Annotated in this window: 20 protein-coding genes; 2 read left to right on the forward strand and 18 right to left on the reverse strand. The window is 69.9% G+C overall.

All coding sequences use genetic code 11. The annotated features are described in order from the left end of the window. Positions 1 to 5: 5 nt before the first annotated feature. Genes DEJ06_RS09675 through DEJ06_RS09685 form a run of 3 tightly spaced genes read right to left on the reverse strand, consistent with a single transcriptional unit; the run spans position 6 to position 4,276 of the window. Positions 6 to 2,699, reverse strand: a complete 2,694-nt coding sequence (locus DEJ06_RS09675) for a CDP-glycerol glycerophosphotransferase family protein (protein WP_111039149.1) — start codon at positions 2,697 to 2,699, stop codon at positions 6 to 8. Between the two features lie 30 nt (positions 2,700 to 2,729). Then, positions 2,730 to 3,410, reverse strand: a complete 681-nt coding sequence (locus DEJ06_RS09680) for an ABC transporter ATP-binding protein (RefSeq protein ID WP_111039170.1) — start codon at positions 3,408 to 3,410, stop codon at positions 2,730 to 2,732. A gap of 44 nt (positions 3,411 to 3,454) precedes the next feature. After that, complete coding sequence (locus tag DEJ06_RS09685; protein WP_111039150.1) at positions 3,455 to 4,276, reverse strand: ABC transporter permease; 822 nt, start codon at positions 4,274 to 4,276, stop codon at positions 3,455 to 3,457. 168 nt (positions 4,277 to 4,444) lie between these two features. On the opposite strand from DEJ06_RS09685, the gene DEJ06_RS09690 reads away from it, so the two are divergent. Then, positions 4,445 to 5,815: a glycosyltransferase family 4 protein gene (locus DEJ06_RS09690; protein WP_111039151.1), complete on the forward strand. Its 1,371-nt coding sequence runs from the start codon at positions 4,445 to 4,447 to the stop codon at positions 5,813 to 5,815. Then, complete coding sequence (locus tag DEJ06_RS09695; RefSeq protein ID WP_111039152.1) at positions 5,812 to 7,266, forward strand: glycosyltransferase family 2 protein; 1,455 nt, start codon at positions 5,812 to 5,814, stop codon at positions 7,264 to 7,266. Before DEJ06_RS09690 ends, DEJ06_RS09695 begins: the two co-directional genes overlap by 4 nt. Before the next feature lie 59 nt (positions 7,267 to 7,325). Here the strand turns inward: DEJ06_RS09695 and DEJ06_RS09700 are convergent, their stop codons facing one another. The 15 genes from DEJ06_RS09700 to murD all read right to left on the reverse strand — a co-directional run bounded on the left by DEJ06_RS09700 (position 7,326) and on the right by murD (position 24,862). Continuing rightward, positions 7,326 to 7,982 carry a hypothetical protein gene (locus DEJ06_RS09700; RefSeq protein WP_258372481.1) on the reverse strand — a complete coding sequence of 219 codons (657 nt, stop codon included), beginning with the start codon at positions 7,980 to 7,982 and terminating at the stop codon, positions 7,326 to 7,328. 143 nt (positions 7,983 to 8,125) lie between these two features. After that, positions 8,126 to 8,476 (reverse strand): DUF2200 domain-containing protein, encoded by a 351-nt coding sequence (locus DEJ06_RS09705; RefSeq protein WP_111039154.1) that lies wholly within the window; start codon positions 8,474 to 8,476, stop codon positions 8,126 to 8,128. Positions 8,477 to 8,487: 11 nt separating this feature from the next. After that, a complete protein-coding gene (gene dnaE / locus DEJ06_RS09710) occupies positions 8,488 to 11,967 on the reverse strand; it encodes a DNA polymerase III subunit alpha (RefSeq protein WP_071245757.1) in 3,480 nt (1,159 codons plus the stop codon). Between the two features lie 824 nt (positions 11,968 to 12,791). Then, a complete protein-coding gene (locus DEJ06_RS09715; protein ID WP_110864623.1) occupies positions 12,792 to 13,721 on the reverse strand; it encodes an RluA family pseudouridine synthase in 930 nt (309 codons plus the stop codon). Continuing rightward, the gene (gene lspA / locus DEJ06_RS09720; protein ID WP_241660342.1) at positions 13,718 to 14,404 is read right to left on the reverse strand and encodes a signal peptidase II; all 687 of its coding nucleotides are present in this window, start codon (positions 14,402 to 14,404) and stop codon (positions 13,718 to 13,720) included. The genes DEJ06_RS09715 and lspA overlap by 4 nt, the downstream gene beginning before the upstream one ends. 2 nt (positions 14,405 to 14,406) lie before the next feature. After that, positions 14,407 to 15,087 (reverse strand): DivIVA domain-containing protein, encoded by a 681-nt coding sequence (locus tag DEJ06_RS09725; protein ID WP_071405424.1) that lies wholly within the window; start codon positions 15,085 to 15,087, stop codon positions 14,407 to 14,409. Positions 15,088 to 15,272: 185 nt separating this feature from the next. Further along, positions 15,273 to 15,569: a YggT family protein gene (locus tag DEJ06_RS09730; protein ID WP_084741074.1), complete on the reverse strand. Its 297-nt coding sequence runs from the start codon at positions 15,567 to 15,569 to the stop codon at positions 15,273 to 15,275. 68 nt (positions 15,570 to 15,637) lie between these two features. Further along, a complete protein-coding gene (locus DEJ06_RS09735) occupies positions 15,638 to 16,222 on the reverse strand; it encodes a cell division protein SepF (protein WP_071405422.1) in 585 nt (194 codons plus the stop codon). A 41-nt stretch (positions 16,223 to 16,263) separates the two neighbouring features. Continuing rightward, on the reverse strand, positions 16,264 to 16,989 hold the full coding sequence (locus DEJ06_RS09740) for a YggS family pyridoxal phosphate-dependent enzyme (RefSeq protein ID WP_111039155.1): 726 nt from the start codon (positions 16,987 to 16,989) through the stop codon (positions 16,264 to 16,266). Positions 16,990 to 16,996: 7 nt separating this feature from the next. Continuing rightward, positions 16,997 to 18,157: a cell division protein FtsZ gene (gene ftsZ, locus DEJ06_RS09745; RefSeq protein WP_027465251.1), complete on the reverse strand. Its 1,161-nt coding sequence runs from the start codon at positions 18,155 to 18,157 to the stop codon at positions 16,997 to 16,999. 146 nt (positions 18,158 to 18,303) lie between these two features. Further along, entirely contained in the window at positions 18,304 to 19,590 is a 1,287-nt protein-coding gene (locus DEJ06_RS09750) for an FtsQ-type POTRA domain-containing protein (RefSeq protein ID WP_111039156.1), read from the reverse strand. Then, positions 19,587 to 21,008, reverse strand: coding sequence for a UDP-N-acetylmuramate--L-alanine ligase (gene murC / locus DEJ06_RS09755; protein ID WP_111039157.1), 1,422 nt, complete (start codon positions 21,006 to 21,008; stop codon positions 19,587 to 19,589). Before murC ends, DEJ06_RS09750 begins: the two co-directional genes overlap by 4 nt. Then, entirely contained in the window at positions 21,005 to 22,102 is a 1,098-nt protein-coding gene (gene murG, locus DEJ06_RS09760) for an undecaprenyldiphospho-muramoylpentapeptide beta-N-acetylglucosaminyltransferase (protein ID WP_071405419.1), read from the reverse strand. Before murG ends, murC begins: the two co-directional genes overlap by 4 nt. Beyond that, on the reverse strand, positions 22,099 to 23,364 hold the full coding sequence (ftsW, locus tag DEJ06_RS09765; protein ID WP_110864618.1) for a putative lipid II flippase FtsW: 1,266 nt from the start codon (positions 23,362 to 23,364) through the stop codon (positions 22,099 to 22,101). The genes murG and ftsW overlap by 4 nt, the downstream gene beginning before the upstream one ends. Further along, complete coding sequence (gene murD, locus DEJ06_RS09770; protein WP_111023104.1) at positions 23,327 to 24,862, reverse strand: UDP-N-acetylmuramoyl-L-alanine--D-glutamate ligase; 1,536 nt, start codon at positions 24,860 to 24,862, stop codon at positions 23,327 to 23,329. Before murD ends, ftsW begins: the two co-directional genes overlap by 38 nt. Position 24,863: the final 1 nt, after the last annotated feature.

The raw sequence follows: 24,863 nt of genomic DNA on the forward strand, positions 1-24,863 counted from the left end.
GGGGCTCAGCTACTGGTCACGCGTTCCACGGCCTGCTGGGGCTCCGTGATGCGTGGAGCCCCGTCGAGCGCGAGCATCGCGTCGATGACCCGCTCGGCGTTGTGCTCGTCGCGGGTCACGAAGGCCGCCGCAGTGCGCGCGAGGTACTCCGGGGCGGACACCCACGCGTCGCCGCCGATGCGTTCGATCGCGGCCTCGACACCGGCGACGGTGTCGGCAACCGGGCCGAACCCGTCGCGGTCGTAGTCGAAGTAGCCGCGGCGACCGACGTGCGATCCGTCGAAGAACGATGCCGCGTCGAACTGGAAGTAGACCAGCGGAACGTCGATGAACGCCGCCTCGAACCCCAGCGAGGAGTAGTCGGTCACCATCGACGCGGCGCGGGCGAGGACGTCCTGCACGTTCACTGCCGCGAAGTCCCACACCTCGACCCAGTCGGGCACCGTGAAGTCGGTCAGGTAGGGACGCATGTTCGGGTGCGGCATGAAGACGATGCGCTTGCCGGTACGAGCGGCGACGTCCCGGAGCCGTTCGGAACCGATGAGCGCGTCGAACTCCAAGGCGTACTGGCTGGATGCGAACAGCGGGTTCTTCGCCCGCTCGTTGCTGCCCGGCACTTGCTGACCGGCGAGCTTCTTCCGCCAGGTCGGCATGATGAGGATCAGGTCACGGTCCGCCGGCGGCGTCGCACGCCGCTTCCGCAGCAACTCGTCGTGACGCGGGAACCCGGTCAGGACGACTTCACGCTCGGTGAAGGTGTAGGGCCCGTCGCCCGCGATGGACGCCTTCTCCTGCGGGGTGACAGTCACGAACAGCTCGGCGGGCTTGGAGTTCACCCACCGGGAGATGTCGTAGTTGGTCACACCGTGCTGCAACCAGGTGAAGGTGAACCGCGGCTGTCCGTAGCGCCAGCGCGGGAGCGGGCTCACCACGTAGACGTCGATGTGCGATGAGGCGAGGTGCGCCGCGTGCATGATGAGCTTCCGCCACTCTGACGACTTGTACGCAACCAGTCGGAAGCCCTCCGTCCGCAACCGATCCCAGTCCTTCGAGCCCCGCGCCAGGACGAACCACGAGTTGATCTCGGGGTGGTTCGCTCGCACCCACCGGTACAGGTGCTCAGCGTTGTCGTTCGCATCGGTGTCACGGTCCATGAACACCCAGGCGTCTTCGTACCGCTCGCGTGTCCGACGCGTCCGCACCGAGACACCGAGGATCGCGTCCTCGGTCCGGCGGCGGTACCGCCCGGATCGAACGCTCTCGTACACCTCGCGCGCCTGGCGCTTGAGGTGCTGCAGTGCAGGGGTCGACACGTCCGACCACCGACCCTCGAGTCGTTTGCGCTGTCCGAGGATCTGGGGCCGGAGCTGGCGGAGCGTCAGGGCCTCGTCCGGCTCGTACCGCTCGCCTCGGCTGAACGGGACCACCGCACCGTCGATCCAGAGCCGCGTCAGCCGACCACGGTCGACCCACACGTGGCGTTGGCGGAGCACCGCGGCGCCGTAGAAGACGAGGTCTTGGGTCTTCGCGTACACCGGGGCGACGTCACGCCCGTCGGTGACGATCCGCTCGTCCGGCAGCTCGCCGGTGAACCAGTACGTGAACTTGACGTGCTGACGAGTCTCATCGACCCGTTCCACCTTCGCGTACTGCGGTCGGACCGGAGCACCGGTGTACCCGTCGAGGAGTGCTTTGCGCACGGCGAACTCGACGCCCATCGCGTCGAAGGAGCGGATGGCGTCGTCCGAGATCCCAGCGCGGATCGACGCGATCAACGTGTGGAACTCGTCGAAGGTGTGGCTCGGGGCCAGTGCCGAAGCCGAGTTCAGGGCACGTTCGTTCTTGAAGTACCAGAACAGGTCGTAGAGCAGCGTGTTCTCGAGCCACCTGGGGACGCCGCCAAGACGTTCGGCCGAGCGGATGAGGTCGAGGTGGCCGTACCGGAGCACGTCGGTGTACTTGCCCGGGTGGTCGAAGTGACTCTCCATCAGCGACGTGCCGTCGCCTCGCACGCGGTAGTGGTACTTCGCCGAGGCGAGGATCCCGACGTCGCTCAGTCCGGACGCCAGCAGGTAGGAGCCGATGAAGTGGGCATCCTCGAACACCGGGCGGACGCGCCCGTCGAAGCGGATCTGGTGTTCCTGGATCGCTGCGGTCCGGAAGAAGGCCGAGTTGACGGCCATCTGGATGACGGGCTCCTGCGTCAGGTCGACGATCCGCGACCCCTTCGCGAACTTGGCCCGGAGCGGATGCGAGTCAACGAGCTCGAGCTGCTCGTTGAGCCGCAGCTGGTGCATGACCAGCATGCCGACGCGTGGAGCACCGTGCAGGCCGATGAACTTGACGACCTCTTCGAAGTAGCGCTCGTCGAACACGTCGTCCGGGTCCGCGAAGGTCACCCACTCCGCATCCAGGTGTTCGATCCCCGTGTTGCGGGCAGCGGCGACCCACGCGTTCGTCTGCCCCACGACCGTGACGTGGTCACGGCGGGACTCGGCCCATTCCTGCAGGAGTTCCAGGCTGCCATCGGTGGAGCCGTCGTCGACGAAGACGAGCTGCACGTCGGTCAGCGGGTGCGTCTGCCGCTCGAGCGATCCCAGCAGGTCGGGCAGGTAGCGCGCGACGTTGTACACGGCCAGGACCACGCCGACCGTGAACCGGCGTTCGAACCGCATCGTCGCGGGGGTCTCTTCGGACACGTCTGTTCCCTCTCGCAGTCGAGCTCGCGCTCAGACGGTCTCGTTGTACGCCTTGACGACGTCGTTCGTCTTGCCGATCATCTTCAGCTCGCCCTCGTTGAGCCAAGCCACCTCGTCGCACATGTCCTTCACCGTGCTCATCGAGTGGGAGACGAGGATGACGGTGCGGCCCTCGTCCTTCATCTCCTTGAACTTCGTCCGGCAGCGCTTCTGGAAGGTCGCGTCACCGACGGCGAGCACCTCGTCCACGACGAGCACGTCCGGGGTGACCGCGACCGCAACAGAGAACCCGAGTCGCACGTACATGCCCGACGAGTAGTTCTTCACGGGCTGGTCGATGAAGTGACCGACGCCGGAGAACGAAACGATGTCGTCGAACTTCCGCGTGACCTCCTTGCGGCTCATCCCGAGGATCGAGCCGTTCAGGAACACGTTCTCGCGACCGGAGAGCTCGGGGTGGAACCCGGAACCGACCTCGAGCAGCGATGCCTGCTTGCCGCGGGCGGTGATCGAGCCCTCTTCGGGCCAGAGGATCTTCGCCAGGCACTTCAGCAGCGTGGACTTACCCGAGCCGTTCTTGCCGATGAGGCCGAAGGTCTTACCCTGTGGTACCTCGAACGACACGTCCTTCAGGGCCCAGAAGTCCTCGTGCACGGACTTCTTGCCACGCATGACCATGCTCTTCAGCGAGTCGTTGCGCTCGCTGTACATGCGGAATCGTTTCGACACGTGGTCGACGGTGACGGCAGCATCGGTCACAGCAGTTCAGCCAGCTTCTTCTCGTTGCGGGAGAACACGAAGTAGCCGAGTGCGAGCGAGGCGCATCCAGCGATGGCGCACGCGACCAGGTCGGTCCAGTTCGGGAGGCGGTTGTCGTACATGAGGTTCCGGAAGACCTCGGAGAACCGCTCGATCGGGTTGAGCTTGTAAACGTGGATGATCCACGGGTGTCCGGCCTTGTGCGCGGCGTCCTCGACGAGCGAGAGCGGGTAGATGATCGGCGACAGGTACATCCACATCTGCAGGCCGATGCCGACGAGGTGCTGCATGTCGCGGAAGTGCACGTTGATGATCGACAGGATCAGCCCGAGGCCGGCGGCGAACATGGCGAGGAACACCATCGTCAGCGCGATCAACGGAAGGTAGATCCAGAAGTTCGACCCCGCGATCGCGAGGGCGATCAACAGCACCCCCATCTCCACCAGCCACGTGAACCCGAAGGACCCGACGGCCGCGAGCGGCAGCGTCATCCGCGGGAAGTACACCTTCTTGATCAGCGAGCCGTTGGCGACGATCGACGTCATGCCCGAGTTGATGACGTTGCGCGCGAAGATCCACGGCAGCAGGCCGCACATCAACCACAGCGGGTAGATGTTCAGTCCGCTGGGGTCGCCGACCTCGAGTCGTGCCCGGAAGATGAACGAGTACACGATCGTGTAGATCAACATCGTCGCGAGCGGGTTGATCAGGGACCACAGTTGCCCGAAGACCGTGCGGCGGTACTTGCCCTTGACCTCGCGGGCGGTGAGGTTCGCCAGGAGTTCCCGCGACGACATGAGCTCGTTCAGGTACGTCATGCTTCGGGTGCAGGCTCCTCCGGGGCGCAACGCAGCGCTCCTCACAGGGATTCGGGGACGAGGCATTCTCGCACACTCGTTGCACGACGCACGTTCGACGCGGTGACTCGGGTGCGCGGCGAGTGGCCAGAGAGCAAACGCTTGGAAAATCGTTAGTAGGGTTGGTGGGTGATCGTCAGCTTCGCCAACCACTCCACCGCGCCGGTGAACCTCGGCGGGGCGGAACGGTCACTCATCCGCTTCGTGGAGGACTGGCAGGCGCAGGACCCGGACATGACGCCGACCTTCATCACCAAGGCCCCGCGCGGCAAGTTCATCGATGCCCTCGACGAGCGTGGCTGGTCGTACGACGCGCTGCGGTTCCGCGGCTGGGCCCTGCCGAGTCCGCAGCCCGCACCGGCTGCCGAACGCGCCGCCTTCGCGACCGTCGACTACGCCGCCGTGAACGCGATCATCCGGAAGTACGAGCGCGAGCGCCCGGACCTCGTCGTCACCAACACACTCGTCGCCCCGTGGGCGTCGTTCGCCGCCGCGGTCCTCGGGATCCCGCAGGCGTGGTTCGTCCGTGAGTACGGCGACCTCGACCACGGTCTGCAGTTCCAGACGGGCCGTGCGGGCGTCCTCGGCGACATCGGCCTGCTGTCCGGGGCCGTCGTCACCAACTCCGAGGCGATGCGCGAGCACCTGGCGCAGTACATCCCCGCCGACAAGCTCTCCGTCGCGTACCCGACGGTCGACACGAGCCGACTCCTGGCGACGAAGGACGACACGCCTGCCGTCACCCCCTTCCCGCAGGCAGAACCCGGCCTCCGGATCACGGTCCTCGGCCGCGTCGAGGAGTCCAAGGGGCAACACCGCGTCGTCGACGCGCTCGGCGCGCTGCGCCGACGAGGCGTGACCGCGAGCGTCTGTTTCGTCGGGAGCTGGAAGCAACCGGGTGAGGACCAGCGGCTCACCGACCGCGCCCGCGCGCTCGGTGTCGCCGAGCACGTCGTCTTCGCTGGCGAGCAGCACACGCCCGCGCCCTTCATCCAGGCGGCCGACGTCTGCGTCACGCCCTCCACCATCGAGGCCTTCGGTCGCACCACCGCCGAGTACATGGCGCTCGGCAGGGCCGTCGTCGCCACGCACCAAGGCGGCAGCGCGGAACTCGTGGAGCCCGGCGTGACCGGCGCGTTGGTCGAGGCCGACGACACGAACGCCCTCGCCGACGCCCTCGCGGCGTACGCGGCCGACCCGGACACGGCCAGGAGGCACGGTGCGGCTGCACCGGACCGCCTCGCCACCGTCACGGGTGCGGGCCACGACAACGCGGCGGCCATCGCACGGTTGGTCGCGCTGGTCGGCACCGAGGGCTACCGGCTCCCCCAGGCGGCGCGCTACTGGTTCGAGCTGCCCGGCGCGTACGCCTCGCTCGGTGCGACGAGCGCCAGAGCCGCCGTCGGACTCCTCGCGAGCCGCGTGCGATCCCGCTCCGGGGCCGTCGGCCGACTCCTCGCCCAGCCCGGCGTCGTCGTCCGGAAGCTGGCTCGGCGATGACGCGCGACCGTCGTCCGGTCACGATCGTCGTCCCGATCTACGACGACCTCCCCGGTCTCGAGCGCTGCATCGAGGCACTGCTCGAGACGGTGGACTTCGCCGTCGACCGCGTGCTCCTGGCGAACGACATGGGCCCCCGCGTCGACGCGATCGAGGCCCGTGTGCTCGAGCTCGTCGGCGACCACGAAGGGTTCGAGTACACCCGCAACAGCCGCAACCTCGGCTTCGTCGGCAACTGCAACCGGGCGGTCCTCGAGCTCGACCGCACGGGCAACGACCTCCTGCTCCTCAACAGCGACACCGTCCCGATGCCGGGGTTCCTGGACGAGATGACCGCGGTCCTGGCCTCGGACGACTCGATCGGCGTCGTGTGCGCGAGGAGCGACAACGCCACGATCGCGTCCTTCCCCTACGCGCGGCGGAACCCGCGCGCGAGCCTCGCACCGCGCCGCACCCGCGAGCTGCACGGCCGGACGAAGTACCTGCTCCCGCGGCACACGGTCTCCCCGGTGGCGATGGGCTTCTGCTTCCTCATCCGGCGCGAGATGGTCGACCGTTTCGGCTTGTTCGACGACGTCTTCTCCCCCGGCTACGGCGAGGAGAACGACTTCTGCCTGCGGATCAACGAGCACGGCTTCACCTCGGTGTTGGCGAACCGTGCGCTGGTCCTGCACACGGGCTCGACGAGCTTCAGCGGGGATCGCGGTCCCTCGCTCCGACTCGAGCACGAGCGGATCCTGCTCGAGCGCTACCCCTTCTACGGCGGAGCGATCGCCCTCTTCCTCGCCCGGTACCGTGACGCCGTCGACGTGTTCGCCGATGCGTTCCTGCCCGACGACGACGTCGTCCGCGTGGCGCTGCACCTCCCGGCCGACCTGACCCACGAGGTCATCGCCCGGACCCGCAGCACCCTCACTGCAGCGCCGGATGACGTCGTCGTCACGGTCATCGTCGCGAAGTCGCAGATCCGGGACGCCCGTGAGGCGTTCCCGGGCGCTGCGATCGCCGTCGGGGGCCGGCCACGGCAGATCTTCGACGTCGCGGTCGCACTCGGCGCCCTGACCACGTTCGCGCAGCTCTCCGCGCTCAACGCCAACGCTCCCCGCTGGATCCTCGTCGACCCCGTGTCGCAGGACGTCCGGTGGTCACACGCGGTCGCGAACCACCGTGCGTCGGCGATCGACCGCATCCTGCGCCGCTTCGAGAACCAGAGCACGAGCTGGCGCGACGGGGACGACCTCGTCCGGCTCGTCCGCACAGCCGCCGCGAACGAGATCGACCCGGCGTCCCTGCGTGCTCGCTGGCACGCGGTTTCGGACATCGCCGAAGCGACCGGCCTCCTGGTGCACCGCGCGACGGTGTCGGTCCGACGCCTCGCCGCGCTCACGTTCGGTGCGCGCAACCCGCGCATCGTCGCCCGCCTCCGCGCGATCGCCGGCCGCGGCGCCTGAGCGACGACCGACGAGCGGACGGGAGGCCCGTGGCGGCGCCGCCACGGGCCTCCCGTCCGTCACGCGAGTGCGTCGACGACCGCACGGTGTCGCGCGATGCTGCCCACGTCGAACGCACCGAGCAGGTGCAGCGTGGCGATCCGGAACACGAGGGCGCGCAAGAGCAACTGCCGCCACTCGTGTTCGCCCTCGCCGAGATCGTCGAGGCGGTCGACGGGCACGCCGTGCCAGCAGACCGCGTCCACCGCGGCGATCGCGGCTCCCGTGCCGGCCGGACGCCAGTACGGTGGCCAGTCGATGATCGCGGGCGCGAGTCCCTCCGCGAACAGGACGTTGCCCAGCAGGTCCCCGTGGATCAACTGCGCCGGCGCGTGGACGGGACGGAACGCCGCGGCCAGGCGGTCGAGGGTCGGGTCGGTCGGCAGTGGTGCCTCGCCCCAGGCCATGCGGTCGGCGCGACGCCACGGGTCGTCGGTCTCGGGGTCGGCCGTCCGGAGGAACGCGGGGCACCCGACGTCGGCGACTGCGCGGTGGAAGGCCCGACCCGCTCGGATGACGTCGTCGACACGGGTCTCGTCAGCTGCCCCGGCGACGAACTCCCACGTCTCCCACTCCCCGCACCGCCAGGCACCGGCGCGAGTGGGCACCGGTCTCGGAGTCCGGAACGCCGACGTGTGGCCCAGGTCCGTCAGCACCGCAGCGCGCCAGTCGGTCACGAGCGCACCGTCGTGGGGCCGGAGGACGATGTCGCCCGCCCGCCAGGAGAGCCCGCGGCCCCCCACGAGTGGCACCGGTGTGGCTGCTCCCACACCGAACGCGGCGAGCACTCCGGGGTCCGGGGGCGCCGGCCGCGAGTGGGTCACGCGGTCCGGAGGATCTTCGCCATCGGCCGGCCCTTGGCGACCTCGTCGACGAGTTTGTCGAGGTACCGGATCTGCCGCATGAGCGGGTCGTCGAGCTCCTCGATCCGCACCCCGCAGATCACCCCGGTGATGAGCGGGGCGTTCGGGTTGAGGTGCGCGCCGGCGAAGAAGTCCTCGAACGTGGTCCGGTCGGCCAGGTGCTGCGCGAGCGCCCGGTCGTCGAAACCGGTCAACCACTCGATGACGGTGTCGAGCTCCGCCTTCGTGTGGCCCTTCCGCTCCACCTTCGCCAGGTAGTGCCTGTAGACGTCCGCGACGGGCGTCCCGAAGATCCGGTGACCGGCCATGGTCGCTGCTCCTACACCAGGCAGCGGGGTCCGAGCAGGCTCTTCAGCTCGCCGAACAGGTCGGGGGTCAGGTTCACCGGGAACGGCAGCTCGAACGTGCGCGCGACGTCGTCCTTGAGCAGCTTCAGCCGGACCTCGGTGTCACCCTGGTGGCGGCCGAGCACGGCGGCGAGTTCCGTCACCGTGGTCGTCGTGGCCTGTCGTTCCGGAAGGGACAGGGTGAGCGGGCCGGAGCCCATCGCGTCGCCGACGTTCGGCTGGAACATGCTCACCGCGTGCAGGGCCTTGCCGTCGTCGCGGACGTTGACGCGGCCGCGCAGGACGACGATCGAGTCGGGCACCAGGGACGGGCCGAACTCCTGGTACGTCTTACCCAGGAACATCACGCCGATCTGGCCGCCGAAGTCCTCGATGTCGACGATGCCGTACGGGTTGCCGCTCGTCTTCGCCACCCGGTGCTGCACGCTCGTCAGCAGGCCGGCGACGGTCACCGTCTCGCCCTCGATCGAGTCGTCGGCGGTGAGCAGGTCGGCGATGGTGATCGACTGGTGCTTCGCGAGCTCGATCTCGAGCCCGGCGAGCGGGTGGTCGGACACGTAGAGCCCGAGCATGTCCCGCTCGAACGCCAGCTTGTCGCGCTTGGACCACTCCGGACGGTCCGGCACCTGGGACACCGCGGCACTCGGGGCGTCCTCGGCGGCCTCGGCGAAGAGCGAGTCGAAGTCGAACCCGACGTTGCCGTGGGCCTCGTCGCGCTTGACCTTCACCGCGCCCTCGACCGCGCCCTCGTGGATCTCCACCAGGGCTCGGCGGGTGTCGCCGAACTCGTCGAAGGCACCGGCCTTGATGAGCGACTCGACCGTGCGCTTGTTCGCCGACGAGATCGGGATCTTGCGCAGGAAGTCGTGGAACGACTCGAAGGCGCCCTTCTCGGTCCGCGCCTTGACGATGTCGTCGACGACGTTGAACCCGACGTTGCGGATGGCACCCATGCCGAAGCGGATGTCGTCGCCGACTGCGGCGAAGAAGCCGATCGACTCGTTGACGTCCGGCGGCATCACCTTGATGCCCATCCGGCGGCACTCGTTCAGGTAGAGCGCGAGCTTGTCGCGGGCGTCGCCGACGCTCGTCAGCAGCGCCGCCATGTACTCGGCCGGGTAGTGCGCCTTGAGGTACGCGGTCCAGAAGGACACCACCCCGTAGGCCGCCGAGTGCGCCTTGTTGAACGCGTAGTCGGAGAAGGGCAGCAGGATGTCCCACAGCGTCTTGATCGCCGCGTCGGAGTACCCGTTGTCCTTCATGCCCTGTTGGAAGCCCGCGTACTGCTTGTCGAGCTCGGACTTCTTCTTCTTGCCCATCGCGCGGCGGAGGATGTCCGCCTGGCCGAGGGAGAACCCGGCGACCTTCTGCGCGATGGCCATGACCTGCTCCTGGTAGATGATCAGGCCGTAGGTCGTACCGATGATGTCCTTGAGGGGCTCCTCGAGCTCCGGGTGGATCGGCGTGATCGGCTGTTCGCCGTTCTTGCGGAGCGCGTAGTTCGTGTGCGAGTTCGCACCCATGGGCCCCGGGCGGTACAGGGCGATGAGCGCGGAGATGTCCTCGAAGTTGTCGGGCTTCATCAGCCGCAGCAGGCCGCGCATCGGCCCGCCGTCGAGCTGGAACACGCCGAGGGTGTCGCCGCGCTGCAGGAGCGCGTACGCCTCGGGGTCCTCGAGCCCCATGTTCTCGAGGTCGAGCTCGGTCCCACGGTTCGTCTTGATGTTGTCGAGGGCGTCACTGATGATCGTGAGGTTGCGGAGCCCCAGGAAGTCCATCTTGATCAGGCCGAGCGACTCCGCTGCCGGGTAGTCGAACTGCGTGACGATCTGGCCGTCCTGCTCCCGCTTCATGATCGGGATGATGTCGATGAGCGGGTCGCTCGACATGATGACGCCGGCAGCGTGCACGCCCCACTGGCGCTTCAGCCCCTCGAGCCCGAGCGCGGTGTCGAAGACGGTCTTCGCCTCGGGGTCGGTCTCGACCACGGTGCGGACGTCGACGGCTTCCTTGTAGCGCGGGTGGTCCTTGTCGAAGATCCCGGTGAGCGGGATGTCCTTGCCCATCACGGGCGGCGGCATCGCCTTGGTGAGCTTCTCGCCCATGCCGAACGGGAACCCGAGGACGCGCGAGGAGTCCTTGAGCGCCTGCTTCGCCTTGATCGTGCCGTACGTGACGATCTGCGCCACGCGCTCCGACCCGTACTTCTCGGTGACGTACTTGATCGCCTCACCGCGGCGCCGGTCGTCGAAGTCGACGTCGAAGTCGGGCATCGAGACGCGGTCCGGGTTGAGGAAGCGCTCGAAGATCAGGCCGTGCCGGATCGGGTCGAGGTCGGTGATGCGCATCGCGTACGCCACCATCGAGCCGGCGCCGGAGCCACGACCCGGACCGACGCGGATGCCGTTGTTCTTGGACCAGTTGATGAAGTCCGCGACCACCAGGAAGTAGCCCGGGAACCCCATCTGGTTGATGATGCCGACCTCGTAGTCGGCACGGTCCTGCACCTCTTTCGAGATGCCGTCCGGGTACCGGTAGTCCAGCCCCTTCGCGACCTCTTTCTCGAACCAGGAGTGCTCGGTCTCGCCCTCGGGCACCGGGAATTTCGGCATGTAGTTGGCCGAGGTGTCGAACTCCACGTTGCAGCGTTCCGCGATGAGCAGCGTGTTGTCGCAGGCCTCGAGGTTGTCGCGGAAGACGTGCCGCATCTGCGCCGGGGTCTTCAGGTAGAACTCGTCGGCGTCGAACTTGAAGCGGTTCGGGTCGTTGAGGGTCGAGCCGGACTGCACGCAGAGCAGTGCAGCGTGCGACTTGGCGTCGTGGGCGTGCGTGTAGTGGAGGTCGTTCGTGCCGACCAGCGGGATGTCGAGGTCCTTCGCCAGGCGGATCAGGTCGCTCATGATCCGGCGTTCGATCTCGAGGCCGTGGTCCATGACCTCCGCGAAGTAGTTCTCCTTGCCGAAGATGTCGCGGTAGTCGGCGGCGGCCTGCACCGCTTCGTCGTACTGGCCGAGCCGCAGGCGCGTCTGGATCTCCCCCGAGGGGCAGCCCGTCGTGGCGATGATGCCCTCGTGGTACTCCTGCAGGAGCTCGATGTCCATACGGGGCTTGAAGTAGTAGCCCTCGAGCGACGCCTTGGACGACAACCGGAACAGGTTGTGCATGCCCGTGGTGTTCTCGGCGAACATCGTCATGTGCGTGTACGAGCCGGCGCCGGACACGTCGTCGCCCCCGCCGTCACCCCAGCGCACACGGGTCTTGTCCGAGCGGTGCGTGCGGGGCGTGATGTACGCCTCGGTCCCGATGATCGGTTTGACGCCACCGGCCTTGGCGGCCTTCCAGAACTCGAAGGCGCCGAACATGTTGCCGTGGTCGGTCACCGCCACGGCGGGCATCCCCTGCGCGGCGGTCTCCGCCACGAGGTCGGAGAGCCTGGCGGCACCGTCGAGCATCGAGTACTCGCTGTGCACGTGCAGGTGGACGAAGGAGTCGGAATCCGACACGGAACCTCCGGTTCGTACGGTGTGCTGCGGGGTGGGAACAGCCTAACCGCGGCCGCCCACATTCCCGCGCGCGTCGGGGCGGACGGGAGGCTCGGGGCGGGGCCGCAGCGCGCCTCCAGACCGGCTACGGGTCGCGACGCGCGCGGGGCGCCACGCCGAGGGGGCAGGACACGCCGCAGGCAGACCGCCGAGGGCGCAGAAAGCGTCGCCTGGCGGCGCCGCAGCCGACAGTTCATGTCCCCTCGGCGCGAGCGGCCGGGCGCGTCGGTCTGGACACGCTCGGGGCGCCCCGCCGAGAGAGCAGGACACGCCGCACGCGCTCCCCCGCGGGCACACAAAGCGTCGCCTGGCGGCGCCGCAGCCGACACTTCGTGACCCCTCGGCGCAACGGCCCGGGCACGGCGGACGGGAGGCTCGTGGCGGGGCCGCACCGCGCCTCCAGGCCGGCACCGGGTCGCCACACGCGCGGGGCGCCCCGCCGAGAGGCCAGGACACGCCGCACGCGCTCCGCCGCCGGCGCAGAAAGCGTCGCCTGGCGGCGCCGCAGCCGACAGCTCGCGACCCCTCGGCGCAAGCGCCCGGGCGCGTCGGCCTGGAGGCGCGGGTCGGGGCCGCACCGCGCCTCCAGACTGGAACCGCGTAACGACACGCGCGAGGCGGCCCGCCGAGAGGGCAGGACACGCCGCACGCCGGCCGCCGCGGGCGCAGAAAGCGTCGTCTGACGGCCTCCCAGCCGACAGCTCACGACCACTCGGCGCAAGCGCCCGGGCGCGTCAGAGCGACGCACTCCGGATCTGCTCCAGCGCTGCCTGCAGGTCGTCCGGGTACTGCGCCTCGAAGGACACCCACTCGCCCGTACGGGGGTGGTCGAAGCCCAGCCGGACGGCGTCGAGCCACTGGCGCGTCAGCCCGAGCTCGGCCGCCAGCACCGGGTCGGCGCCGTACATCGTGTCCCCGACGAGCGGGTGGCGCGTGGCAGCCATGTGCACCCGGATCTGGTGGGTGCGCCCGGTCTCCAGGTGCACCTCGAGCAGGGTGGCGGCACGGAAGGCCTCGAGCGTCTCGTAGTGGGTGACGCTCGGCTTGCCCTCGGACGTGACCGCGAACTTCCAGTCACTCGACGGGTGCCTCCCGATGGGGGCGTCGATCGTGCCCGAGGTCGGGTCGGGGTGGCCCTGCGCGAGTGCGTGGTAGACCTTCTCGACCGTGCGCTCCTTGAAGGCCCGCTTCAGGTGCGTGTACGCCAGCTCGGTCTTCGCGACGACCATCAGGCCCGAGGTCCCGACGTCGAGGCGGTGCACGATCCCGGCACGTTCGGCGGCGCCCGACGTCGCGATCGTGAACCCGGCGGCGGCGAGGCCCCCGGGCACGGTCGGACCGTCCCACCCCGGCGAGGGGTGCGCGGCGACACCGACGGGCTTGTCCACGACGACGATGTCCTCGTCGTCGTGCACGATCGTCATGCCCGGCACGGCCGCCGGCACGATGCGCGGCGGCTCCTTCGGGGTCCACTCGACCTCGAGCCAGGAGTCGGCGTGCAGCCGGTCCGACTTGTCGACGGGGACGCCGTCGACGCGGACGCCGCCGGCCGCGACGACGTCGGCCGCGAACGACCGGCTGAAGCCGAGGAGCTTCGCGATGGCGGCGTCGACGCGCTCACCGGCGAGCCCGTCGGGCACGGGAAGAGAACGCGATTCGCTCACGTGGCGTCGTGGCCCAGCGTGTCGCGACGGTCGCGGTCCTCCGGCCTGGAGGCGCGGGTCGGCTCGTCGAGAGCGGCGTCGGCCGACGAGAACGCGGCCCCACCGTCGAGCGGCTCCGCCGCGTCGACCGGCTGCGCCGCGTCGAGCTGCGCCTGGCGCTTGGCAGAGAGCGTGCGGGTGCCGTCGAGGTTCACCCCGAGGATCACCAGCAGCACGAAGACCACCATGCTGATGCAGATGAAGGAGTCGGCGACGTTGTAGATCGCCGGCATCATCCACGGCGTCGAGATGAAGTCGACGACGTGGCCCCGACCGAAGCCGGGCTCACGGAAGAGCCGGTCGAGCAGGTTGCCCAGCGCGCCGCCGAGCAGCATGCCGAGCACGATGGCCCACCACATCGACCGGATGCGACGCGAGTACACGATGATCGCGACGACGACCGCGGCCGAGATGACCGAGAACACCCAGGTCATGTTCACCGCGAACGAGAACGCGGCCCCCGGGTTCCGGACGTACAGGAACTGCAACGCCCCGCCGAGGACCGGGACGGGGGTGCCGTAGGGCAGGTTCGCGACGACCAGCGTCTTGGCGACCTGGTCGAACGCCACCACCACGACAGCGGCGAAGGCCAGTGCCGCGATCGCGCGGACACTGACCTTCGCTCGTGATGCTGGTCGCGACAACGTCAGTTGCCGAAGCCCTGCGCCGAAGCCGGCGCCGGGGTGAGACCGGACTGCTCGCCCGAGGTGTCGAGCTCGGAGAGCTGACCCTGGATGTAGCTCTTGAGCTGCGCACGGTAGTCGCGCTCGAAGGTCCGGAGCTCGTCGATCTTGCCCTCGAGCTGGCGCTGCTCCTGCTCGAGCACCGCGACACGCTGACGGTTCGTGTTCTCGGTGTCGGCGATGATCTGGCGCTGCTTCGCCTCGGCCTCGGAGACCAGGCGAGCCGCCTGGGCCGTGCCCTCGGCGATGAGCGCGTCGCGCTTCTCGATGCCCTCGCGGACGTGCTCCTCGTGGAGACGACGCGCCAGGGTCAGGAGGTTCGTGGTGCCCTCGGTGTCCTCGTCGGCGGGGACCGTCGTGGCCGGAGCCGCCGCCGCGACCGGAGCGGGCTCCGGTGCTGCCTCGACCGGGGCCGGGGTGGGCTCCGGCTCGGCTGCGGGAGCGGGCTGCTCGGCCTGCGCCGGCTGCGGGGCCGACTCGGCCGCCTGCAGGCGCTGGCGGAGCTCGTCGTTCTCCGCGGTCAGGCGACGGAGCTCGACCACGACCTCGTCGAGGAAGTCGTCGACCTCGTCCTGGTCGTAGCCCTCGCGGAACTTCGTCGGCTGGAACCGCTTGTTGACTACGTCTTCCGGCGTCAAAGCCATTGCCGTCACCTCAATAGAACTGCTGAACGTGTGGAACCGCGTGCGGTGCGACCGAATCTACCAGTCGTACCGTGCGGTGCGGATGCGCCACCGGAGCGGGCATCGATCCCGACCACCGTACACCGACGATGGGGCGGAACCGTGACCTGAGCCGGGCGTGGCGCGTGTCGCGGACGGGAGTCCGCTCAGATACCGCGTGCCAGAGCGGCGACCACGAACCGGGCGATGATGACGACGAGCATCACGATCGTCCAGCCGAAGTCGAGCGCCACCGGCCCGAGGCGGAGCGGCGGGAGGACCCGTCGCACCGCTCGGATGGGCGGATCCGTGACCGTGTAGACGAACTCGGACACCACGAGCATGCCCCCGCGCGGCCGCCAGGAACGGTTGAAGCTCTGCACGAGGTCGAGCGCGAAGCGCCCCCACATCACGAAGAAGTACAGGAGCAACGCGAGGGAGATGATCCCTAGGATCACGGACACGATGGGGCTCGCTCGTCTCGGGCGAGCGTCGTCAGACGACGCTCAGGGGCGGGTGTGCCGGGTACGGCTCAGGACTGGGCGAAGAAGTTCGCCTCGATGTCGGACTCTACCTCAGCGGGCTCACCGCTCACTGCGACGTGGGCCGGCGACAGGAGGAAGACCTTGTTCGTGACGCGCTCGATCTTGCCGAACAGGCCGAGCGACAGCCCGGAGGCGAAGTCGATCATGCGTCGGGCGTCGCCCTCGGTCATCTGCGAGAGGTTGATGATGACGGGGATGCCGTCGCGGAAGCTCTCGGCGATGGACTGGGCGTCCTTGTACTCGCGCGGGTGGACGGTGAGGATCTCGTTCATTTCCTGGACCGGGGTCGCCTTCTGTGCGGTCGTGTGCGAGCGGCGGAGCGGAGTGACCTGGGCGCCGCGCTGGTGGGTGTGCGTCTTGGTGGGAGCCGGCGCCGCTGCGGGAGCGGCCGCCGGGGCTGCTGCCGCGGCGGGGGCTTCCTGCGGTTCGGCGGGCGCCGGAGCAGCCGCTGCGGCCTGGCGAGCAGGGGCTGCCTGCTGGCGCGCGGGCTCGGCCTGCTGCTCGTCCTCGTAGTCGAGTTCCTCATCGGCGAGGCCGAGGTAGACCATCGTCTTCTTCAGCGGGTTGGCCATGGTTCCTCCGGGGTTCGTGCTCGTGGTGCCCTGCAACGAGGCTAGGGTGCGGGCGGCCGGTTTCCCGTGATTGCGGTGCCGATCCGCAGGTGTGTCGCGCCCTCGAGGATCGCCTCGGCGTAGTCCCCGCTCATGCCGGCCGAGATGTCGGTGGCGCCGGGCTCGAGCGACACGACGCGTTCGGAGATCGAGCGGAGTCGGGCGAAGGCGGCTCGGGGCTCCTCGTCCAGGGGTGCGACCGCCATCACACCCCGCAGTCGGATGGTCCCGGTGGCCAGGACACGGGCCACCATCGCCTCGACGTCGTCCGGCTGCACCCCGCCACGCCCGGGGTCGTCGGTGAGGTTCACCTGAACGAAGCCGTCGATGACCGGCGGCTCCGGCTCGGCCTCGGTCGGGGCGAACGCGTCGACGACGGAGCCACGGTCGAGCGACTGCACGACGTGGGCGTACCGCCGGGCCTGCCGGGCCTTCTTCGACTGCAGCTGCCCGACGAAGTGCCAGGTCAGGCCGAGGTCCTCCAGTTCGGCGGCCTTCGCCTGCGCCTCCTGGTGGCGGTTCTCCCCCACGTCCGTCACGCCGAGTGCGGCGAGCTCGCGCACGAGCAACGCCGGGTGGTACTTCGTGACGACGACGAGCGTGAGTTCGTCGGGTGAGCGCCCTGCGGCGCGCGCCGCGTCGGCGATGCCGCTCCGGACGGACGCAACGCGCGCCTCCAGTCCGTCGTCGTGAGACGAGGCGGACGGGAGGCGCGTGTCGGCTACCAAGGGTGGGTTACTTCAGGAAGTCGGGGACGTCGAGCTCGTCGTCGTCGTCGAACGCCGGGTCGGCGGCGCGCTGCACCGGCGGCTGGTGCTCCTGCGAGGCCCAGGACGGGCTCGACGTGGTGGAGTCCTCGATCGCGCCGGTCGAGGCGGCGACGGGCGCCGCTGCGCTCGACTCCGGGTCGACGTAGCTCGAGCGACGTTCCTTCTGCTGCTGCGCCGGCTCGCCGCCGTCGAAGCCCGCGGCGATGACGGTCACGCGGACCTCGTCGCCCAGGGTGTCGTCGATGACCGCACCGAAGATGATGTTCGCCTCGGGGTGCACGGCTTCCTGCACCAGACGTGCGGCGTCGTTGATCTCGAAGATACCGAGGTTCGAGCCACCCTGGATCGACAGCAGCACGCCGTGCGCACCGTCGATCGAGGCCTCGAGCAGCGGCGACGCGACGGCGAGTTCGGCCGCCTTGATCGCACGGTCGGCGCCGCGCGACGAGCCGATGCCCATGAGCGCGGACCCCGCACCCTGCATGACGCTCTTGACGTCGGCGAAGTCGAGGTTGATCAGGCCCGGGGTCGTGATGAGGTCGGTGATGCCCTGCACACCGGCCAGGAGGACCTGGTCGGCCGTGGCGAACGCCTCGACCATGGAGATGCCGCGGTCGCTGATCTCGAGCAGGCGGTCGTTCGGGACGACGATGAGCGTGTCCACCTCGTCCTTGAGGCCCGCGACGCCGTTCTCGGCCTGCGACTGGCGACGCTTGCCCTCGAAGCTGAAGGGCTTCGTGACGACACCGATGGTCAGTGCGCCGATGGACTTCGCGATGCGCGCGACGACCGGTGCGCCACCGGTGCCGGTGCCGCCACCCTCGCCCGCGGTGACGAACACCATGTCGGCGCCGGCCAGGGCCTCTTCGATCTCCTCGGCGTGGTCCTCGGCGGCACGACGGCCGACCTCGGGGTCCGCGCCGGCACCGAGGCCGCGGGTGATCTCGCGGCCGACGTCGAGCTTGACGTCGGCGTCGCTGAGCAGCAGCGCCTGGGCGTCGGTGTTGATCGCGATGAACTCGACCCCACGGAGACCGAGCTCGATCATGCGGTTGACGGCGTTGACGCCGCCGCCGCCGACGCCGACGACCTTGATGACGGCGAGGTAGTTGTGGTTCGTGGTCACGTCAGTCAGGCCTCCGGTAGAACCCTCAACCTCTACTTGAAGTTCAGGGGCAATGCTGGTAGATGTGGTGCTTCCTCCGACGCTACGGGTGCGTTCGGCGCAGTGTCGCCCCGCCACGCCGCGTGTCGCCGATCAGGTCCGGCAATTCAGTCCTTGGCGCGGATCACGCCGTTGTCCGGTGCCGAAACGTCGTACTCGACGACGACGCCGGGGTTCCGTGCCGCGTGGTCCTTGACCAGCGCGGCGAGCAGTTCGGCCTTCGCGACCGAGTCGTCCGGGCTCCCCCACACGACGGTCGAGCCGTCCTTGAGGGTCAAGGTGACGTCGTCGGCCGTCGACCCGGCGACGCGCGTCACCTGGGACCGGACCGTCGAGGGCAGCGCCAGCACGACCTCGGTCATCGTGCGGAAGCTCGAGGACCCCAGGCGCGCGCGGGCGATGTCGGCGAGCGGCATGGTCGCCGGGCGCTTCGGCGACGACTGCACGACGATGCCCGCGGGGTCGACGAGATCGAAGGTGCTGCCGGAGCGCACCGCGACCACCGGCGTGCGCTCGGTCACCGTGACGACGAGCGTGTGCGGCGGGGCCTCTTCGGTCACGTAGCTCTCGATGAGCGGGAACCCGGCGACGTCCCGCTTGATCGCGTCGAAGTCGAGCCGGGCGAGGGGCGTGCCGATCTGGTCGGACAGGGCCTGGCGGAGCGCGGACTCGTCGACGCGGTTCGTGCCCTTGACCTCGATCGTGCGGAGCGCCATCAACGGGGAGAACACCGCGACGAGGATCGAGACCCCGAGCACCAGGACGACGCTCGCCGCCGTGATCCACGCGGCGCGACGGTGCCGGCTGCGCCGGGTGAACCGGCGGACCTCGGCACGCTCGAGCAGCCGGCGGCGCCGCTTCGCGATGCGCGCCTCGCGGGCGGTCTCGGCAGCGCGCACCCGCGCCCCGATGGGCGCCTCGGCGTGCTGGTCGGTCCGGGAGGCACTGCCCGCGTCGAGCACGTCGGTCACGGTCGCGTCGCGGTCGGCTCCACCGCTCGAGGCCGCTCGGCGTTCCGCGTCGCGACGGTCGGCCTCCGGGTCCCGGTGGTCCTCGTTCGGGGTGTACTCGCGCAGGCGGTCGGCGACGGTGGAGAGCCCGGCGCCGAACCGGCGTCCGGCCGCGCCGGCGAACGCGCCGACGCGGTCCCGGTGCGGACCCGACGTGTCGGCGGCGGGCCGGTCCGCGGGGGTGGGCTCGGCGGTGTCGGCGACCGTCTCGTCGACCGGGGCGTCCGGGGCGGACGCGGGACGGGCCTCCCGGTCGCCGGCGACGCGTCCGCGGAACGGCAGCCGCGGCTTCGAGGGACCACGCCGCTGCCGGGGCGCTTCCGCGGCCTCGGCCGGGGCGTCCCTGCGGGCGTCCCCCTCGTCGAACCCCTCGGGGCGCTTCACCGGGACGACGCTCCGTCGGTGCCCAGGGCGCCGAGCACCTGCGGGATGATCCGGTACACGTCGCCGCAGCTGAGCGTCATGATGATGTCGCCGTCACGGGCGACCGCGGCCGCGCGGGCCGCCGCTTCGTCCCAGTCGGGCAGGAACTCGACGCACGACTGGTCGGCGAAGCGCTCCTGCACCAGGGCACCGGTCACGCCGGGCTCCGGGTCCTCGCGGGCGCCGTAGACGTCGAGCACGACCGTGTGGTCGGCGAGCTCCTCGTACACCTTGGCGAAGTCGCCGGCCATCAGGCGGGTGCGCGAGTACAGGTGCGGCTGGTGGATCGCGATGATGCGACCGTCACCGACGACGTTGCGGGCGGCCTTGAGCGCCGCGGCGACCTCGGTCGGGTGGTGCGCGTAGTCGTCGTAGACCGAGACGCCGCGCTCGACACCGTGCAGCTCGAAGCGGCGCTGGGTGCCACCGAACGCCTCGAGCCCGCGGACCGCGTCGGCCGGGGCGACGCCGAGGCCGGTCAGGACCGCGAAGGCGCCGACGGCGTTGATCGCGTTGTGCCGGCCGGGCACGCGGAGGGTCAGGTGGTACGCCTCGCCACCGGCGCGGAAGTCGACCTCGACGCCGGCCGACTCGGTGATGCCCTCGATGCGGACGTCCGCGTCGACGGCCTCGCCGAACGTGACGATCTCGGGGGCGTCGGCGCGCTGGCGGATGCCGGCGGTGACCGTCTTCGCACCGGCGTCGTCGCTCGAGATGACGACGCGCTCGCTCGCCTTCGCGGCGAACTCGACGAAGGCCTCGGTGAAGGCCTCCTCGCTGCCGTAGTGGTCCAGGTGATCGGCGTCGACGTTGGTGATCAGGGCCACGGCGACGTCGTAGAGCAGGAACGAGCCGTCGGACTCGTCGGCCTCGACCACGAACAGGTCGCTGGACCCCGGGGCCGAGCTGGTGCCGAGGGACTGGATGACGCCGCCGTTGACGAAGCTCGGGTCCAGGCCGAGCTCGACCATCGCGGTGACGATCATGCCGGTCGAGGTGGTCTTGCCGTGCGCACCGGCGACCGCGACCAGGCGGTGCTCGGCGATCAGGGCGGCGAGGGCCTGCGAGCGGTGGAGCACCGGCAGACCGCGGCGCTGCGCCTCGAGGAGTTCGGGGTTGTCGGGCCAGAGGGCGCTCGTGACGACGATGGTGTCGGCCTCGCCGACGTTCGCGGCGTCGTGACCGATGTGCACGGTCGCGCCGAGGTCGCGCATCGTGCCGGTCGTCTCCGTCTCGCGGGAGTCGCTGCCCGTCACGCGGTGCCCGGCGGCGAGGAACATCCGGGCGATCCCGCTCATGCCCGCGCCGCCGATGCCGACGAAGTGCACCGTGCCCAGGTCGTCCGGGATCGGCTGGGTCAGGTCCGGCTTGATGGTCATCGTTCCTCCGTGGTGCTGGGGGCCTGCTTCGCGGCGTCGAGGACCAGGTCGGTCATCCGGTCGGCGCCGTCGCGGTGGCCGACGCTGCCCGCCCGCACGGTCATGTCCGCGATGCGGGAGCGGTCCTGCAGGATGCTCAGCAGCTGGAACGTCACCCAGTCCTGGTCGAATTCCCCGTCGGCCACCAGGACGGCTCCCCCGGCGTCGACGACGTCCTTCGCGTTGTGGCGCTGCTCACCGTTGCCCACCGGGTACGGCACGAGCACGCTCGGCAGCCCGACGGCGGTCAGCTCGCACACCATGCCGGCGCCGGATCGCGACACGACGAAGTCGCTCGCCGCGTACGCGAGGTCCATCCGGTCGCAGTAGGGCAGCACGTGGTAGCCGTCGAGGTCGCTCGGGCCGATGTCCGACGCGGCGCCCACGACGTGCAGGACCTGCCAGCCGGCACCCACGATGGCGGCGGCGGACTTGTTGATCGTCCGGTTGATGCTCCGTGCGCCCGAGGAGCCACCGGTCACGAGCAGCACGGGACGGTCCGGGTCGAGCCCGAACTCGGCGAGCCCCTCGGCCCGGACGGCACGGCGGTCGAGCGACTCGATCTCGCGACGGAGCGGCATGCCGACGACGCGGCCGTGGCGCAGGCGCGTGTTCGAGAAGGTCAGGCCGACGTGCTCGGTGAGGAAGGCGGCGAGGCGGTTCGCCAGCCCGGGCTTGGCGTTCTGCTCGTGCACGACGATCGGGGTGCCGGTGCGGCGGGCGGCGATGTACGCCGGAGCGGCCGCGTAGCCACCGACGCCGAGGACCACCTCGATCTCGTGGTCGCGGATGATCTGCTCGGTCCGCTTGACCGCCGCCGCGAATCGCTGCGGGAAGCGCAGGGCCGCGCCGTTCAGCTTCCGCGGGAACGGCAGGCGCGGGATCGTCAGCAGCTCGTAGCCGCGCATCGGGACGAGACGGGACTCCAGGCCCTCGGCGGTGCCCAGCACGAGCACCTCGGCGCCCGGCTCCCGCTCGGTCAGCCGGTCGGCGACCGCGAGCAGGGGGTTGACGTGGCCGGCGGTGCCGCCGCCGGCGAAGAGGTACTTGCTCACCGCAGTGATCCGTTCGTGGAGGTCCGGCCGAGTGGGGCGTTCGTCAGGCCGGGGTCGTTCTTGCCGGGAAGGTCACGGGCGAAGGAGAGCACGACGCCGATCGCCACCAGGGTCATGATGAGGGCCGAACCACCGGCCGAGATGAGTGGCAGCGGCACACCGAGCACGGGCAGCAGGCCGAGGACGACCGCGATGTTGATGAGCGCCTGGCCGATGATCCACGCGAGGATGCCACCGGTGACGGTCTTCACGAAGGGGTCGCGGGACTGCCGGATGATCTTGATCATGCCGACGGCGAGCACCACGAACAGGCTGAGCACCACGACGGCGCCGATCAGGCCGAGCTCCTCGCCGATGATCGCGAAGATGTAGTCGTTGTCCGCCTCGGGCAGCCACGACCACTTCGCCTTGGAGTTGCCGAGGCCGACGCCGAACACGCCGCCGGACGCGAGCGCCCACATGCCGTGCACGGGCTGCCAGCAGATGTCCTGGTACTGGCTGGTGTCGGTGCACCCGGACAGCCAGGCGCTGATGCGGGTCGAGCGCGAGGCCGAGGCCATCGTCACGAAGGGCAGCATCACGGCGAACGCGCCGAGGCCGACGAGCAGGTGCCGGGCGCGGACGCCGCCGATGTACAGCGCGCCGAACACCAGGATGAGCATGACCATCGCGGTGCCCTGGTCACCGCCGAGGACGACGAGCCCGAGCGAGAGCATCGAGGCGATCCCGATCGGGATGAACACCTCTTTCCAGTCGTCGAGCTTGTCCCGCTTGACGTAGATGATGGCGCCGATGCCGAGCACCAGGCCGAGCTTCACGACCTCGGACGGCTGCGCGGTGAACGACCCGAGTTCGATCCAGTTCCGGTTGCCCTGGATGTCGATGCCGAGCGGGGTGAACACGAGCAGCTGCAGGACGAGCGCCGCACCGAGCAGCCGCATCGCCCACTTCCGCCAGATCCGGGTCGGGACCCGGCTTGCGATGAGCATGAGCGGCACGCCGAGCACGGCGTACAGACCCTGGCGGGACGCCGCCCCGAAGAAGTCGTGGGTCGCCGCGTACTCCTCGACGCTCGACGAGGACAGCACCATCACGACGCCGAAGACGACGAGGAACAGCGTGACGCCGAGGATCGTGTAGAAGGTGCTGGACTCCGCGACGAAGACGTTCTTGACGGCGACGATCGCGCCGTTCGTCCGTCGTGGGGTCGTCGCGGTCCGGCCGTTACGGCTGTTCGGAAGATCCGTCGGTGTCGTCGCCATCGACTTCTCCTCCCAGGTGCTCGTTGACCGCGGCCGCGAAACGCTGCCCCCGGTCGGCGTAGGAGCCGAACTGGTCGAACGACGCAGCCGCCGGGGCGAGGAGGACGGTGTCGCCCGGCCTCGCGACCGATGCGGCATGCCGGACCGCCTCGCGCATGACCTGATCAGTGTCCGTCGTCTCGACCTGGAGCACCGGGACCGTGGACGCGTGTCGCGCGAATGCCTCGAGGACCGGGGTCCGGTCGGTGCCGATGACCACGACGGCGCGGACGCCGGGGCCGAAGCGCTCGACCAGCCCGTCGACGTCGACGCCCTTGAACAGACCGCCGACGATCCACACCACGGTGTCGAACGACGCGAGCGACGCGGTGGCGGCGTGCGGGTTCGTGGCCTTGGAGTCGTCGACCCAGGTGATGCCGTCCGCCTGGGCGACGAGCTCGGTGCGGTGGTGGTCGGCGCGGAACGCCCGGACGGCCGACTGGATGGCGCTCGGCTGGACGGTGCCGGCACGGGCCAGGGCAGCGGCGGCCAGGACGTTCATGGTCATGTGCGGGCTGGCGAGCCCGGCGGCCTCGAGGTCGGCGATGGTCGACAGCTCAAGCGCGCTGTTGCGGCGGTCCTCGTTGAAGGCCCGGTCGCACAGGACGTCCTCGACGATGCCGACGTCACCGGGAGCGGGGACGCCGGGGGTGAAGCCGACCGCACGGCAGCCCTCCACCACGTCGGCCTCCTGCACCATCTGCCGGGTGGCCTCGTCCGAGGTGTTGTAGACGCACGCCATCACGGTGCGCTCGTAGACCTTGGCCTTCGCCGCGCGGTACGCCTCGGCGGAGCCGTGCCACTCCAGGTGGTCGTCGGCGATGTTGAGGCAGGCGCTCGCGAGCGGCACCACGGCGCCGTCACCGGACGTCGCCGCGTAGTGCAACTGGTGGCTCGAGAGCTCGACGACGAGCACGTCGTAGCCGACCGGGTCGCGGACGACGTCGAGCACCGGCACGCCGATGTTCCCGCACGCGACGGCACGCAGGCCGCCGGCCTCGTACATCGCTGTCGTGAGCTGTGTCGTCGTGGTCTTGCCGTTCGTGCCCGTGATCGTGATCCAGGGGGCCGCGACCGGGCCGCGGACGACCTTGTCGCGCACGCGCCAGGCGAGCTCGATGTCGCCCCAGACGGTGCTGTTCGTCACCGACCACTGCACGGTGGCGTTGTGCGGGGGCAGCCCCGGCGACACGATGACGACGTCGGGCGCCTGCTGCACGAGGGCGTCCGGCACGGTGTCGAGCGGGGTCTGCAGGAACCGGGCACCGATCACGTCGAGCAGCTCGACGCTGTCGGCGGGGGCGTCGGACGAGTAGACCGTCACCTCGCTGCCGAGCTCCACGAGCGTGTCGGCGACCGAGAACCCGGTGGCACCGAGGCCGAGGACGGCGACGTTGAGTCCCTTCCACCCCTCGGAGTACCAGCTGTCGAGGGACTGGAGGCGGGACGGCGAGGACACC

Source organism: Curtobacterium sp. MCLR17_051, from assembly GCF_003234395.1.
GTDB lineage: Bacteria > Actinomycetota > Actinomycetes > Actinomycetales > Microbacteriaceae > Curtobacterium > Curtobacterium flaccumfaciens.